The sequence below is a fragment of the Pseudomonas sp. SJZ074 genome (genome assembly GCF_007828215.1).
Taxonomy (GTDB): Bacteria; Pseudomonadota; Gammaproteobacteria; order Pseudomonadales; family Pseudomonadaceae; genus Aquipseudomonas.
Window position 1 is genome coordinate 24,647 of sequence record NZ_VIUE01000015.1, and the last position, 15,573, is coordinate 40,219.

A 15,573-nucleotide genomic window follows, 5' to 3' on the forward strand; every position below is an offset into this window, starting at 1 on the left:
AATGATGAACATTCAGTCATTACCAAGCGTTAACCGTGCTTTTCCTGAACCCAAAGTAACCCGCGGGAATTGATGAAACTATTGGTTCAGTTGCAAGAAACGTAGTCGGTAAACATGCGCCATGGCGCGAATCTCTGGGTGAGGGGCCTGCAACAATGATTCACCGCTCACTCGCAGGAAATTCACGTTCCCGGTGGCCAGCGCCTTGCGCAACCAGCCCAGGGCCTCGTCAATGAGCCCCTCCCCCGCCAGCACTGCCGCATGACTGAACTGCCCCCGAAAATCGCCGCCTTCGGCCGAACGTCGATACCATCGGGCAGCCGCCAGCGGATCGGCCGGACAGAAACACCCGTCCTCCAGGTAGCGCCCCAGAAGGTTCATCGACTTGGCGTGGCCCAGTTCGGCGGCACGGCGATAGAGACTCAATGCCTGCGCCTGATCCCGAGGCACGCCCCGGCCAGTCGCCAGCAGGTTAGCGTAGTTGTACATCGCCCAGTCCAGTCCCGCTTCGGCGGCCTGGCGATAATGCCGGGCGGCGACGCTGGCATCAGCGACACAACCCCAACCGTGTTCATGGCAACGCCCCAGCATGTTGCGCGCCATCGGATGCCCGCGCCGCGCGGCAATGTCGAACCAACGTACCGCCAGTACCGGATCCCGGGCGATGCCCTGGCCATCGAGCAGGATCTGCCCCAGCAACGCCTGGGCATCGAGCACGCCTTCGCCCGCCGCGAGCAGGATCGCCTGAGCCGCCCGCGCCGGGCTTTCATCCAGCATGGCCTTGAGACGCTCGCCGTCGAGCACTTCCTTGCGGCGCAGACGAACATCCACCCTCTACACCTCGACCCAGCGGCGCAACAGGTTGTGGTAGGTGCCGGTCAGGCGAATCAACGAAGGGTGATCCGGCACGTCGCGGGTCAACGCCTGGATCGCCCCATCCATCTCGAACAGCAGCGCGCGCTGGCTGTCCTCGCGCACCAGGCTCTGGACCCAGAAGAACGACGCATAGCGGGCACCACGGGTCACCGGGTTGACCTTGTGCAGGCTGGTGCCCGGATACAAGACCATGTCTCCGGCCGGCAGCTTGACCCGTTGGGAGCCGTAGGTGTCCTGGATCTCCAGCTCGCCGCCGTCGTAGTTCTGTGGATCGCTGAAGAACAAGGTGGCCGACAGATCGGTGCGCACCCGTTCGGCGCTGCCCTTGGGTTGGCGCACGGCATTATCGATGTGGAAGTCGAAGTTGCCGCCAGCGGTGTAGCAGTTCAATAGCGACGGGAAGACTTTGTGCGGTATCGCGGCGGACATGAACAACGGGTTGCCCCACAACCGTTCGAGCATCGCGGCGCCGATTTCCTTGGCCAGGGGATGGCCCTCGGGCAATTGCAGGTTGTGCTTGGCCTTGGCCGACTGATAACCGGCGGTGATCTTTCCGTCTGCCCATTCGGCCTGTTCCAGCGCCTCGCGGATGCGCTGCACTTCTTCAGGAGAAAACACACCGGGAATGTGCAGCAGCATGGGATCAAGCCTGTGGATAAAAACGGGACGCCAATGGTAGTGATTCTTATTGTCTATGCACAACCCCATTGTGTGTGACGGGAGCCCAAGGAGTGAGAGCCAATTGTAAAGAACGTAAATTCCTATCAAATAGCAATATTTCGCAATTGATACAAATACACGTTTACCCTATATTCCGCGGCCTCGAAACCTTGGGGAAGGCAACCTTCATGTCGCGTCAATCACCACAATTACCGGTCCAATCGCCCCGTCTGCTGGCGTCCGCCATTGGCGTCGCGCTGAGTGCGACGTCCGCAGCCCAGTTGGCCCAGGCGGCGGAGAATACCGATGAGAAATCCCCGCGCGAGGCCATTGCCCTGGATGCCACCAGCATCACCGGCGAAGCCCAGGACGCGACCTCCTATCAAGTCGAAAAAGCCTCTTCCCCGAAATACACCGCACCGCTGGTCGACACCCCGCGCTCGGTGACCGTCATCCCCCAGCAAGTGCTCAAGGACACCGGCGCGCTCAATATGCAGGATGCCCTGCGTACCGTGCCGGGCATTACTTTCGGCGCCGGTGAAGGCGGCAATCCCCAGGGTGACCGTCCATTCATCCGCGGTTTCGATGCTCAAGGCGACACCTACCTGGATGGCATGCGCGACACTGGCTCGCAAAGCCGCGAGATCTTCGCCATTGAATCCATTGAAGTCAGCAAAGGCCCGAACTCGGCCATCGGTGGTCGTGGCGCGGCAGGTGGCACCATCAACCTGGTGAGCAAGAAGGCCCACCTGGGCGACAGCTTCGATGGTGGCTTCACCTGGGGCTCGGACCAGACCCAGCGCTACACCCTGGATGGCAACTATCAGTTCAGCGACAGCGCCGCCGGCCGCCTCAACCTGATGAGCCACGAGAACAACGTCGCCGGCCGCGACAAGGTCAATAACGACCGCTGGGGCATCGCCCCATCGCTGGCGTTCGGCCTCGGCACGGACACCCGGGTCAACCTCGACTACTACCATCTCGAAAGCAATGATCTGCCGGACGCGGGCATCCCTTACAGCATGCCAGCTTCAGGAAGAACGGCCGACCGCACCAAGTCCAACCCGGACAAGCCCAACGACGGCGGCGACAGCAGCAACTTCTATGGCCTCACCGACCGCGACTTCCGCAAGACCCGCGTCGACACGGCGACCTTCGCCATCGAACACGACCTGAGCGATGCACTGACGGTCAAGAACACCTTGCGCCATGGCTCCAGCATGCAGGACTACATCCTGACCCAACCCGACGACAGCAAAGGCAACGTCAATAACGGGACGGTCTGGCGTCGAGCCAACAGCCGGGTCAGCAACGTCGACACCACCACCAACCAGACCGACCTGTTTGGTGACTTCTACGTCGCCGGGTTCAAGAACAGCTTCTCCACCGGCATCGAGCTGAGCCGCGAGAAAGGTGAAAAATCTTCCTACGCCGTCAACACCGACACCGTAGCGAGCACCGCCGCCGCGAACACCAACTGCACCCCGTCAATGATCGGTTCGTCGAGTGGCTTCAACTGCACCTCGTTGTCCAACCCGAACCCGGACGATCCGTGGAACGGCACCATCGCCCGCAACTATGCCGGCACCGACACCACCAGCGTCACCCGCGCGCTCTATGCGTTCGACACTCTGGAGCTGACACCGCAATGGCTGGTGAACATGGGCCTGCGCTACGATCATTTCGACACAAAGTACAAGACCTACAACGCCGCCGGTACCACCACGTCCAAGGGCGACGATGTCAGTGAATTCGTCACCGGCCAGTTGGGCCTGGTCTGGAAACCGGCCGACAACGGCAGCGTCTATGCGTCCTATGCCACTTCGGCCACACCGCCGGGCAACATGGTCGGCGAAGGCATCGAAGGCAATCCGCTGGGCGGTACGCCGGACCGCAACGGCAACCTGCTGGCAAGTGACATGGAGCCGGAAACCACCAAGAACTACGAGATCGGCACCAAATGGGACCTGCTGGGCAGTCGCCTCTCGCTGACCGCCGCAGTCTTCCGCACCGAGAAAGAGAACGCCCGGGTCCAGGTCGATACCACGACTTATGAGAACGCCGGCAAGACCCGTGTCGACGGCCTCGAACTCTCGGCCAGCGGCAAGATCACCGACAAATGGCAAGTGTTCGCCGGCTACAGCTACTTGGACAGCGAACAGGTCGATGGCGGCCCGTTGAGCGTCACCAACGGCAACCAGTTGCCGAATACGCCGAAGAACAGCGCCAGTGTCTGGACCACCTACGCACTCACTTCGAAGCTGAGCATCGGCGGCGGCGCCTTCTACGTCGACGACGTGTTCGGCAACGTGGCGAACACCACGATGGTCGACTCCTACGTGCGCTATGACGCCATGGCCGCCTACAAGGTCAGCAAGCACCTGGACCTGCAACTCAACGTACAGAACCTGACCGACGAAACCTACTACGACAAGGCGCTCGGAAACCACTTTGCCAACCAGGCGGCGGGGCGAACGGCGTTGCTGAGCACCAATTTCCATTTCTGATCGCAAATGGCTGGGGCCGTGATGCGGTCACCTGTGGGAGCGAGCCTGCTCGCGATAGCGGTGGATCAGTCGACCACACTATCGTCTGACATGCCGCCATCGCGAGCAGGCTCGCTCCCACAGGGTTTGACTCGCCATCGCTGACCACCCATAGAAGCCCCGCCCATCTTCATGAGCGGGGCTTTTATGTGTGTTTATGAATGCTTCTCGATAACACACGGCATAATGCACGCCGTGATGAACAGTACTGAATGAAAGGCGGGCGACGTGTTGAAGAAAACCCTGTTCCAGTTGCACTGGTTTTTCGGCATCAGTGCCGGGCTGGTCCTGGCGTTTATGGGCATTACCGGTGCGGCGGTGTCGTTCCAGGACGAGATCCTGCGGGCGCTGAACCCGCAGGTGCTGACGGTGGAGAAACAACCGGCCGGTGTCCTGCCGCCCGCCGAATTGGTGGAACAGATCGAAGCCGCCGCCGGTAAATCCGTGGCCATGCTCTGGGTCGAGACCGACAGCGGCAATGCCGCACGGGCGATCTTCGCCGCGCCGCCGGGGGAAAAGCGCGGGCCCATGCGCTACTTCAACCCGTACAACGCTCAATTCATGGGCGATGTGGCGGGCCAGGACTTTTTCGGCCTGCTGCTCAAGCTGCATCGCATCCTGGCCCTGGACGACGTAGGCCGGCAGATCACTGGAGCCTGCACGTTGATCCTGGTGTTTTTCTGCCTGTCCGGACTGTACCTGCGTTGGCCGCGCCAGTGGCGAAGCTGGCGTGCCTGGCTGACCCTCGACTGGAAGAAGAAAGGCCGCAGTTTCAACTGGGACTTGCATTCGGTAGCCGGTACCTGGTGCCTGGTGTTCTACCTGTTGGCGGCCCTGACCGGGCTGACCTGGTCCTACGACTGGTATAACAAAGGCGTGACCCGCCTGCTCTCCGACTCGCCGAAGGAAGAACGAGTGCGCAACCGCGGCCCCGCGCCTGAAGGCCCGCCGCCGGTGGCCGATTACCGGGCCATGTGGAGCAGCATCTACAGCGCCGCCGGCCCGGACCTGGCGTCCTACAATGTGCGCCTGCCGCCGGTGGCCGGGCAGCCGGCGACGGTGTTCTACCTGTTGAAGAATTCGCCCCATGATCGGGCACTGAACCAGATCATCCTCGACCCGGCCACCGGCGTCGTCAGCCGCCACAGCCGCTACAGCGACAAGAGCCTCAAGGCGCAACTGTTGACCAGCGTCTATGCCCTGCATGTCGGCAGTTATTTCGGCCTGATCGGGCGGATCCTGGTGACGGTGGCGGCGCTGACCATGCCGCTGTTCTTCATCACCGGTTGGTTACTGTACCTGGACCGCCGCCGCAGGAAACGTCAAGCCCGCCAGGCGCGCCAAGGGCTGGCGGCCAGCCACGGCGACGCGCCCGCGTGGCTGATCGGCTTTGCCAGCCAGAGCGGCTTTGCCGAACAGTTGGCGTGGCAGACCGCCGGCCAGCTCCAGGCCGCCGGGCTGCCGGTGAACGTCCAGCCACTGGCCGGCGTCAGCGAGCAGGACTTGAGCAATTCCACCCACGCCTTGTTTGTGGTCAGTACCTTTGGCGACGGCGAAGGACCGGACAGCGCCCGGGGTTTCGAGCGCAAAGTGCTGGGCCGCCCCCTGGGCCTGGAACGCCTGCAGTATGCAGTGCTGGGCCTGGGTGACCGGCAGTACGACAACTTCTGCGGTTTCGCTCGACGCCTGCACACCTGGCTGGCGGAGCACGGCGGCAAGACTCTGTTCGCCCCGGTGGAAGTCGACAGCGGCGACCCTTATGCTTTGCGTCATTGGCAACAGCAACTGGCCGAACTGACCGGACAGGCGCCGGCGGACACCTGGAAAGCCCCCGATTTCGAGCATTGGACGCTCAGCCAGCGCACCTTGCTCAACCCCGACAGCAGTGGCTCGGGCGTGTATCTGCTGGGCCTCAGCGCCCCTGGGCCAAGCAGCTGGCTGGCCGGTGACCTGGTGGAGATACTGCCGCGCAACGACCTGCTGGCCATCGAGCATTTCCTCGAGGGCCTGGGTATCGCCGGCAATGCGCGCGTCCAGGTCGACGGCTTGTCGCAACACCTGGAGCAGGCCCTGGCGACCCGTCAGTTGCCGGAAAACCGCGCCCATCTGGTGGGCCTGCACGCCCAGGCACTGCTGGACGCGCTGGCCCCGCTGGCGCTGCGTGAATATTCCATCGCCTCGATCCCGGCCGATGGCGTGCTGGAACTGATCGTGCGTCAGGAACGCCATGCCGACGGCAGCCTGGGCATCGGCTCCGGCTGGCTCACCGAATATGCCCCGCTGGGCAGCGCCATCAGCCTGCGGGTTCGACGCAACAGCGGCTTCCACCTGCCGCCCCAGGGCGTGCCGATGATCCTGCTGGGCAACGGCACCGGGCTGGCTGGCCTGCGCAGCCTGCTCAAGGCCCGCGTCGCCGAAGGCCCGCAACGCAACTGGCTGCTGTTTGGCGAGCGCCAGCGCGAGCATGATTTCCATTGCCGCGATGAGCTTCAGGAGTGGGTGACCTGCGGCGACCTGGAACGCCTGGACCTGGCGTTCTCCCGGGATCAGCAACAGAAAATCTACGTCCAGGACCGCCTGCGCGAGTCCGCTGCGCTGCTCAAGCAATGGCTGGCCGATGGGGCGGTGATCTATGTCTGCGGCAGCTTGCAGGGCATGGCGTCAGGGGTGGATCAGGTGCTCAACGATGTGCTGGGGGCTGAGGAAGTGGAGCGGCTGATCGAGCAGGGGCGGTATCGGCGGGATGTTTACTGACCAACAACCCTGTTTCCCTTTGTGGGAGCGGGCTTGCTCGCGAAAGCGGTGTATCAGTTGATAGATGCATGACTGACACGACGCCTTCGCGAGCAAGCCCGCTCCCACAAGGTCCCCCTGTGATCTGCAGATCACACCGGCTGCAGTTTTTTCTCGAACACCGCCACCCCTTCCAGATCTCGCAATACCACGCTCATCTCCCCGCTCTGCCCGTCGATGTTCACCTCGCCAAAGAACTGATAACCGGCAAACGGCGAGGTGTTCTGGGCCGGGGGTGCTTTCTGGAACACCACTTCGGGACCGAAGGTCTTGTCCAGGACGTTGGGTCCGAAGCTGCCGGCGTTCAGCGGCCCGGCGACAAACTCCCAGAACGGTTCGAAATCCTGGAACGCGGCCTGTTCCGGGTGATAGTGGTGGGCGGCGCAATAATGGACATCGGCGGTGAGCCAGACGTAGTTGCGCACCTGCTGCTTGCGCAGGTAGCCAAGCAATTCGGCAATTTCCACTTCGCGGCCCTGGGCCTGGCCCGGGTCACCATTGGCGACGGCTTCCCAGCGTGGCACACCGGGGCTGACTTCGCCGTCGGGCACACCCAGGCCGATGGGCATGTCGGCGGCAATGACTTTCCATTGAGCGCGGGATTGCTTCAACTCGCGCTTGAGCCAATCCAACTGCTCGCGACCGAGGAACGGTTTGGCCGCGCCGAGGTTGGCATCATTGGCTTCGCGGTAGCTGCGCATGTCGAGCACGAACACATCCAGCATCGGTCCGTAGGCGAGCTTGCGATAGATCCGCCCACCGCCATCGGCCTTCTGCAAGCGCATCGGCGCGTATTCCAGCCAGGCCTGGCGTGCGCGGCCCACCAGGATGCCGATCTCCCGGGTCTGGTAGCGCTCGTCCAGCTGCTTGCCCGGCGACCAGTTGTTGACCACTTCATGGTCGTCCCACTGCCAGATCTGCGGCACCTCGGCGTTGAAACGCCGCACGTTTTCGTCCATCAGGTTGTAGCGGTAGTTGCCGCGATACTCGTCCAGCGTCTCGGCCACCTTGCTCTTGGCTTCGGTGGTGAGGTTGCGCCAGATGCGCCCGCCTTCCGTGGTGATCTGCGCCGGCACCGGACCGTCAGCGTAAATCGTGTCGCCGCTGTGGATGAAGAAGTCCGGCAGGCGCAGGCGCATGGCTTCGTAGATGCGCATGCCGCCGAGGTCCGGGTTGATCCCGAAGCCCTGGCCGACGGTGTCGCCGCTCCAGACAAAACGGATATCGCGCTTGAACTGCGGCGCGCTGCGCAGATGACCCAACCAAGGCTCGCTGGCGACGCCGCTCTGGGCGTCTTCGAAATGGACGCGGTAGAAAATCGCCTGGTCGGGCGGCAGGCCGGTGAGTTCGACCCGGGCGGTGAAGTCGCTGCGGCTGTCGGCCAGTGGCGAGACAACGCGCCGGGGGTTGAGGAAACCGCTACGGGTGTCCCAGTCCACCACCATGCGCGCCGGACGGTCGCTGCGACTCCAGATCATCACCCGGTCACCCTGCAAGTCACCGGACTGTACGCCATCAGTCAGTACCGGCCGGTCCTTGACCGAGGCAATCACCGTCGGCGCCAATCCCGGCAACAACAACCCCGCCCCCACGGCCTGCATCACACGGCGACGGCCCAGGTCGAACTCACTCATAGTGTTCCTCCCAAATGGGGAAACTAGAGCATGCTCGTGTTAATCGGGTGTGACAGAAGCTTTATGAACAGCGCAAAACGAAATGTGGGAGCGGGCTTGCTCGCGAAGGCGGAATGTCAGGCAACCTTTTCGTCGACTGGCCCAGCGCATTCGCGAGCAAGCCCGCTCCCACAGGGTCTATCATGGCCCCAGAAAGTAATCAGGCCTTGGCAGGCTCCAGCGCCATCTCGACTTCCTCCGGCCGCTTGAGCAGCGCATACGCCACCGCCGTCAGCAGGCTGCCTGCCACAATCGCCAGCAAGTACAGCAACGCATGGTTGATAGCGTTGGGGATCAGCATCACGAACAGCCCGCCATGGGGGGCCATGAGCTTGCAGCCAAAGTACATCGACAGCGCACCGGTCAGCGCACCACCGGCGATGCTGGCCGGGATCACCCGCAACGGATCCTTCGCCGCGAACGGAATCGCGCCTTCGGAAATGAAGCACAGCCCCAGCACCAACGCCGCCTTACCGGCCTCGCGCTCGGTCTGGGCAAACTTGCGCCGGGCAATGAAGGTGGCGATGCCCAGGCCGATCGGCGGCACCATGCCGGCGGCCATGGTCGCGGCCATCGGCGCATAACTCTGCGACGCCAGCAGCCCCACCGAAAACGCGTAGGCAGCCTTGTTGATGGGGCCACCGAGGTCGACGCACATCATCGCTCCCAGCAGCACGCCCAACAGAATCGCATTGGTGGTGCCCATGCTGTCGAGGAAATGGGTCAGGCCTTCGAGCATGCCCGCCACCGGCTTGCCCACCACGTAGATCATCACCAGCCCGGTAAACAGGCTCGCCAGCAGCGGGATGATCAGGATCGGCTTGAGTGCTTCCAGGCTTTGGGGCAGACGTGCGTAACGGTTGATCGCCTTGGCCGCGTAACCGGCCAGGAAGCCGGCGATGATCCCGCCGATGAACCCGGCGCCCAGGGTACTCGCCAGCATCCCGCCGATCATCCCCGGCGCGAGGCCCGGACGGTCGGCGATGGAATAGGCGATGTAACCAGCCAGCAACGGCACCATCAATTTGAACGCGCTGTCGCCGCCGATCTGCATCAGCGCGGCCGCCAGCGTGCCCGGCTCCTTGAACGCGGTGATGCCGAACACGAACGACAACGCGATCAGCAACCCACCGGCCACCACCATCGGCAGCATGAACGACACACCGGTCAGCAGATGCTTATAGACCCCGGTCTTCTCCGCCTTGGCCGGCCCGGCACTGCTGCTGGACGCCGTTTCCTGCTGCCCTTCGGCCAAGGCTTTTTTCAGCGTCGCCTCCGCTTGCTTCAAGGCGATGCCCGTGCCGCAGCGGTAGATCTTCTTGCCGGCAAAACGCTCGGTGGCGACTTCGATGTCGGTCGCCAGCAGCACCACGTCCGCATCGGCGATGGCCTGGGGGCTCAACGGATTTCGCGCGCCCACCGAGCCCTGGGTTTCGATCTGCAGGTCGTAGCCCAATCGCGTCGCGGCTTGTTGCAATGCCTCGGCGGCCATGAAGGTATGGGCCACGCCCGTCGGGCACGCGGTGATGGCAACCAGGCGCGGTGCACGTTCACTCTCAGCCGCGGACGATTGCACAGCAACGGCGGCTTCCTGCCGGACATCCGACTCGAGCAGCACCGCCGCCTCTTCGGCACCACGGCGCAGCACCGAGTCGACATCCTGCAGGGCCAGGGCCGGTGTGCTGCGGAATACCCGCTTACCCACGAACCGCGACAGGTCCACCGGGCCGCTGGCGACCAGCAACACCCACTCGGCGGCTTCAAGGGTAGCCGCCGACAACTGGCGCTCCGGATGGGCCGCGTCATGGACTTCGACGCTGGTGCTCCATCCCTGGCGCTGGGCCGCCGCGTCCAGCAGGCGGGCGCACAACACACTGGTGACCATGCCGTTCGGGCAGGCCGTCACAATGGCTAATTTCATTCTCGCGAACCCTCTTATTGTTCTGTCAGGGGGCGCACGCGCACGCCCTGTTCAAGCGACGCCAGCAGCGCGGTGTCATGGATGCCGAAACCGATCTGGGTGACCGCCATTGCGGCGATGGCCGTGGCGGTGCGCAGGGTCTGTTCCGGGGCGTGCGCACCGAGCAGGCCGTGCAGCATGCCCGCCAGCAGCGAATCCCCGGCGCCCACGGTACTGGCGACCGTGACCTTGGGGGGCGAAGCGTGCAGCGCCGAACCGACACTGAACCAATTCACACCGTCGGCGCCGTGGGATATCACCACATGCTCGACACCCTGGGCGTGCAGGCGTTGCGCCGCTTGGGCCTGGGCCTGTTCGGCCACCACATCGCAACCCAATGCATCGGCCAGTTCCTCGGTGTTCGGCTTGATCAGCCACGGCCCGGCCGCCAGCGCGACGCGCAAGGCTTCGCCGCTGGTGTCGAGGGCCACTTTCAGACCGAGGGTTTTCAGACGCGTGATCAATGCCTGCAACCATTGCGGGTTGACACCCCGGGGCAAGCTGCCCGCCACCACCACGGCATCGTGCTCGGGAGCGATCTGCTCCAGACGCGCCAGCAACGCCTGCTGCGCCGCGTCATCGACCCTCGGCCCGGGTCCGTTGAGGTCGGTGATGCGTCCATCCTGCTCGGCCAGCTTGATGTTGCTGCGGGTTTCCCCGGGCACACGGATAAAGGCGTCGACAAACCCGCGCTGAGCGAACAACGTCTCGAACGCCTGGGCGTTGTCTTCACCCAGAAAGCCGCTGACAGTCAGCGTATGTCCCAGGTCGGCCAGCACCTGCGCCACGTTCACACCTTTGCCTGCGGCGTGGCTGTGCATGGCATCGCTGCGGTTGACCTGGCCCGGTTCCAGGCGCGCCAGTTCCACCGTGAGGTCGAGCGCCGGGTTGAGGGTCAGGGTAAGAATCTTCGCCATTTACAGCGCCTCCACTAATGCGCGCACATCATTGGCGCTGCCCACGGCCAACGCTTCGCAGGCCAGGGTTTGTGCCTGTTCGAGGCTCAGTTCGCGTACTCGCGCCTTGACCTCGGCAATGCTGCGGGCCGACACACTCAGTTCATCCACCCCCAGGCCCACCAGGACCGGCACCGCCAGCGGGTCGGCTGCCAGTTCGCCGCACACGCCGACCCATTTGCCATGGGCATGAGCAGCGCGCACGGTGATGTCGATCAGTTGCAGCACCGCAGGGTGTAAGCCGTCGGCCTGGGCCGAAAGACTCGGGTGACCGCGGTCGATGGCCAGGGTGTACTGGGTCAGGTCGTTGGTGCCCACGCTGAAGAAGTCGACCTCCTTGGCGAGCACCGGCGCCAGCAATGCGGCGGACGGCACTTCGATCATGATCCCAAGTTGCAGGTCCGCCACCGGGATTTCCCGGCGCAGGCGCTCGGTCATGTCCCGGGCCTGGCGCCATTCTTCGACGCTGCCCACCATCGGAAACATGATCCGCAACGGACGATTGTCCGCCGAGCGCAACAAGGCCCGCAGTTGCGCCTCCATGATCTGTGGGCGCTGCAAGGTCAGGCGGATGCCACGCACGCCGAGGAACGGGTTTTCTTCTTTCGCGATCGGCCAGTACGGCAGCGGTTTGTCGCCGCCGACATCCAGCGTGCGCACCACCAGCGGCCGGCCGGCCAGGCCATCGAGCACCTTGCGGTATTCGGCTTCCTGGGTCGCTTCGTCCGGTGCCTGGGTGTGGGCCATGAAAATCAGTTCGGTGCGCAACAGGCCGATGCCTTCGGCCCCCTGCTCCACCGCGCTGGCGACACCGGCGCTTTCACCGATGTTGGCGAATACTTCCACCGGGTGGCCATCGCGGGTCAGCGCGGGTTGGTGGCGCTGTTCGGCGGCGGCCTTGAGGCGCTGCTCACGGGTATCACGCTCCTCGATGGCGCGTTGCAGGGTGGCGGCATCAGGGTCCACATGCAGGCGGCCGCGCTGGCCGTCCAGCAACAATGAGGTGCCCGGGGCCAGCAGCAACACCGAAGCCCCCGCCCCCACCAGCGCCGGAATGCCCAGGGCCCGGGCGACAATCGCGCTGTGGGCGGTGGCGCCGCCACGTGCGGTGAGAATCCCCGCCACACGGCTCGGGTCCAGACGCGCCACGTCGGACGGACCGACCTCGTCCATCACCAGGATGTACGGTTGCTCGGGTTCGTTCGGGGTTTCGACGCCACATAACTGCGCCAGCACACGCCGGCCGACGTCCCGCAGGTCGGCAGCACGCTCGGCGAGCAGCGCGTCCTGCAAGGCTTCCTGTTCTTTCGCCGCGGCTTCAATCACACCCATCCACGCCGCTTGCGCACTTTCACCGAGCTTCAGACGGGTGTCGACTTCGTCGGTCAGTTCCGGGTCGTCGAGCATTTCCTGGTGGGTCACGAAGATTTCGCGGATGGCCTTGGCCTTGGCGCGCTCGATCAGGCCTTCGATATCGCGACGCACCTGATTCAAGGCGTTTTGCAGGCGCTCGCGCTCGATGGCGGCCGACTCGCCGCGCAGCGGATAGTCGATGGCTTGCAGGACCTGGATATGAGCCGGGCCAATGGCAATACCCGGCGCGGCAGGCACCGCCTGGATCAGGCTGCCGGATTCGGGGGCCAGCATCACGGTGGCGACTTCGGCCATCGGGATTTCCTGCGGCGCACTCGGCGGCGGCAGCGGTTCGACTTCCTCGCCCAGGCCTTCTTCGATGGCCTCCAGCAATGCCGGCAGCGCATCGGCAGCAATGCTCGGTTCAGCGATGAATTCCAGGACCTGGCCACGACGGGCGCCCAGGCTCAACAACTTGCTCAGGCTCTTGACCGATACGGCGCTGTCCTGGCCGTCGACGATGCGCACGCGGATCTCGCCTTCGAAGCTTTTCGCCAGTTGCGCAAGAACCTTCGCCGGGCGCGCGTGCAAGCCATGGGCGTTGGCCAGGCCGATTCGAGCGCTGGGCCAGTCGGCGGGCAGTTCGCCACCGAGCACTTCCAGCACCTTGCGGCTGCTGGTGGCACGGCCCAGCTCGTGGCCGCGACCTTCGATCAGCAACGCGCAGAGACGCTCGAGCAACGCCTGGTGAGCTTCGCCGAGACTGGCGAGGCAGAACAGGCCGCTCAAGGGTTGTCCCAGATAACGGATGGGTTTGTCCGGTGTCACGAAGGCCAGGCCTGGGCGCTTGACGGTCTGCTCGCTGTGCAGCCACCACAGGCCATCGCCCAGGGGCAGCGCATCGACCTGCTGCAACACCCCGGCAAAACCGTTACTCACGCAATCGGCCTGGCGCAGCAAACGGGCGCCACGCCACACCAATTCCTCGAAATCGTCGGCCGACACACCGAGCCCGATCATTTGCGCATCCAGGGCCAGCTCCTGCGGCGCACCTTGCAGCAACTTCAGCAAGGCTTCGGCGGAGCCGGCACGCCGCAGCGCCTGGCCCAGGTCGGTCTCACCGAGGGCGCGGGTCAGCAGCTGCAGCAGGCGCAAGTGTTCATCGGACTTGGCCGCGATCCCGATCGCCAGGTAGACGATCTGGCCATCGCCCCAGTCCACCCCTTCGGGGAACTGCAGCAGGCGCACGCCGGTGGAATGCACCAGGTCGCGGGTTTGCGGCGTACCGTGGGGGATGGCGATACCTTGGCCAAGAAAAGTCGAACCCTGGGCTTCGCGGGCTTGCAAGCCGGCGAGATAACCTTCAGCCACCAAGCCATCGGCCACCAGTTTGTCAGCGAGCAATTGCAGCGCGGCGGCTTTATCCACGGCGGTCTGGGCCATGGATATCTGCTCTGGATTGAGCTCGAGCATGCTTTCTCCTTTTTGGCGTCGGGTTGGCGCCAGGTATTGTTTTGAATGAGCTTAGCGTTACAGGACGGCTTTTGGCGGTATCGCGGCAGTGCGGCCAAAAAATCCTGCTAACCTTGAAAATACGCTTGCTGAAACGTTTAATCTAGAAAGATTGGCACGTTACTCGATAATCTCACATCCTTGAAGTGCAACTTGTCGCCAGTGTTTGGACCACGACCGTCGCGTCGAATCGGTTAGGATGGACGCTCAGTGTCGGGCAAACTCGAAAAAACAAGGAAAAACGGGTTGAAACTCAGTGATATCGCCCAACTGGCCGGTGTGTCCGTCACCACCGCCAGCTATGTCATCAACGGCAAGGCCGAACAGCAACGCATCAGCAACGCGACCGTCGAACGGGTACGTGCGGTGGTCGAAGAGCATGGCTTCACGCCTAACCCCCAGGCCGCCGGATTGCGCAGTCGGCATACCCGCACCCTGGGCTTCATCCTGCCGGATCTGGAAAACCCCAGTTACGCCCGCATCGCCAAGCTGCTGGAACAGGGCGCCCGGGCGCAGGGCTACCAGTTGCTGATCGCCAGTTCCGATGACGCGCCAGAAAGTGAGCGACAACTGTTGCAACTGTTCCGCGCCCGGCGCTGTGACGCGTTGATCGTCGCCAGTTGCCTACCGGCCGGAGATGACAGCTACCGCCAGCTCCAGGCCAAGGGCATTCCTATCATCGCCATCGACCGGGTAATGGAGCCTGAGCACTTTTGCTCGGTGATCAGTGACGATCGCCAGGCCAGCCTGCAACTGACCCGCAGCCTGCTGGAGACGCAACCCCGACAGATCGTGCTGGTCGGCGCGCGTCCCGAACTGAGTATCAGCCAGGAGCGGGCCGCGGGCTTTCGCGAAGCACTCAGCGGATTCGAAGGCCAGGTGCTGGTCGAGCACGGCGAATCGTTCAGCCGTGAATGCGGCCGCCAGTTGATGGACGATTTGTTGATGCGCCTGGGGCATTTGCCCGATGCGCTGATCACCACCTCCTACGTGCTGCTGCAAGGGGTGTTCGACGCCTTGCACGACTTCCCGCTCAAGTCGCGCCCGCTGCGCCTGGGCACCTTCGGTGACACGCAATTGCTGGATTTCCTGCCATTGCCGGTCAATGCCATGTCCCAGCAACATCAGCTGATCGCCGACAAGGCGCTGGAGCTGGCCCTGGCAGCCATCGAAAACGACGACTACCAGCCTGGCGTGCAGGCCATTGCGCGGACCTTCAAGCAGCGTATCCACCGGGACTGAAT

The 15,573-nt window shown here is 63.7% G+C and carries 9 protein-coding genes; 3 read left to right on the plus strand and 6 right to left on the minus strand.

Going from position 1 to position 15,573, the window contains the following annotated elements:
- Nucleotides 1–78: 78 nt before the first annotated feature.
- Together FBX99_RS16480 and FBX99_RS16485 are read right to left on the minus strand one after the other, a co-directional pair.
- Nucleotides 79–831, minus strand: a complete 753-nt coding sequence (locus tag FBX99_RS16480; protein WP_144922655.1) for a tetratricopeptide repeat protein — start codon at nt 829–831, stop codon at nt 79–81.
- Between the two features lie 3 nt (nt 832–834).
- Entirely contained in the window at nt 835–1,515 is a 681-nt protein-coding gene (locus tag FBX99_RS16485) for a Fe2+-dependent dioxygenase (protein WP_145132112.1), read from the minus strand.
- Nucleotides 1,516–1,724: 209 nt separating this feature from the next.
- Between FBX99_RS16485 and FBX99_RS16490 the strand changes: the two genes are divergently transcribed.
- Nucleotides 1,725–4,043: a TonB-dependent siderophore receptor gene (locus tag FBX99_RS16490; protein ID WP_145132114.1), complete on the plus strand. Its 2,319-nt coding sequence runs from the start codon at nt 1,725–1,727 to the stop codon at nt 4,041–4,043.
- A gap of 267 nt (nt 4,044–4,310) precedes the next feature.
- On the plus strand, nt 4,311–6,836 hold the full coding sequence (locus tag FBX99_RS16495; protein WP_145132116.1) for a sulfite reductase flavoprotein subunit alpha: 2,526 nt from the start codon (nt 4,311–4,313) through the stop codon (nt 6,834–6,836).
- 131 nt (nt 6,837–6,967) lie between these two features.
- Here FBX99_RS16495 and FBX99_RS16500 read toward each other — a convergent pair whose 3' ends face one another.
- From FBX99_RS16500 to ptsP, 4 genes are all read right to left on the minus strand, one after another.
- Nucleotides 6,968–8,509 (minus strand): alkaline phosphatase, encoded by a 1,542-nt coding sequence (locus FBX99_RS16500; RefSeq protein WP_145132118.1) that lies wholly within the window; start codon nt 8,507–8,509, stop codon nt 6,968–6,970.
- A gap of 199 nt (nt 8,510–8,708) precedes the next feature.
- Nucleotides 8,709–10,469 carry a PTS fructose-like transporter subunit IIB gene (locus FBX99_RS16505; RefSeq protein WP_145132120.1) on the minus strand — a complete coding sequence of 587 codons (1,761 nt, stop codon included), beginning with the start codon at nt 10,467–10,469 and terminating at the stop codon, nt 8,709–8,711.
- 14 nt (nt 10,470–10,483) lie between these two features.
- Nucleotides 10,484–11,425: a 1-phosphofructokinase gene (pfkB, locus tag FBX99_RS16510; protein ID WP_144930249.1), complete on the minus strand. Its 942-nt coding sequence runs from the start codon at nt 11,423–11,425 to the stop codon at nt 10,484–10,486.
- Complete coding sequence (gene ptsP / locus FBX99_RS16515) at nt 11,426–14,290, minus strand: phosphoenolpyruvate--protein phosphotransferase (protein WP_144930248.1); 2,865 nt, start codon at nt 14,288–14,290, stop codon at nt 11,426–11,428.
- Nucleotides 14,291–14,575: 285 nt separating this feature from the next.
- Here ptsP and cra point away from each other — a divergent pair, with 285 nt between their 5' ends.
- Nucleotides 14,576–15,571 carry a catabolite repressor/activator gene (cra, locus tag FBX99_RS16520; RefSeq protein WP_144930247.1) on the plus strand — a complete coding sequence of 332 codons (996 nt, stop codon included), beginning with the start codon at nt 14,576–14,578 and terminating at the stop codon, nt 15,569–15,571.
- Nucleotides 15,572–15,573: the final 2 nt, after the last annotated feature.

Excerpts from the sequence above, each read along its gene's own strand:
- pfkB (WP_144930249.1), bottom strand. The coding sequence starts at position 11,425 with ATGGCGAAGATTCTTACCCTGACCCTCAACCCGGCGCTCGACCTCACG.
- ptsP (WP_144930248.1), bottom strand. The coding sequence starts at position 14,290 with ATGCTCGAGCTCAATCCAGAGCAGATATCCATGGCCCAGACCGCCGTG.
- FBX99_RS16500 (WP_145132118.1), bottom strand. The coding sequence starts at position 8,509 with ATGAGTGAGTTCGACCTGGGCCGTCGCCGTGTGATGCAGGCCGTGGGG.
- FBX99_RS16485 (WP_145132112.1), bottom strand. The coding sequence starts at position 1,515 with ATGCTGCTGCACATTCCCGGTGTGTTTTCTCCTGAAGAAGTGCAGCGC.
- FBX99_RS16505 (WP_145132120.1), bottom strand. The coding sequence starts at position 10,469 with ATGAAATTAGCCATTGTGACGGCCTGCCCGAACGGCATGGTCACCAGT.
- FBX99_RS16490 (WP_145132114.1), top strand. The coding sequence starts at position 1,725 with ATGTCGCGTCAATCACCACAATTACCGGTCCAATCGCCCCGTCTGCTG.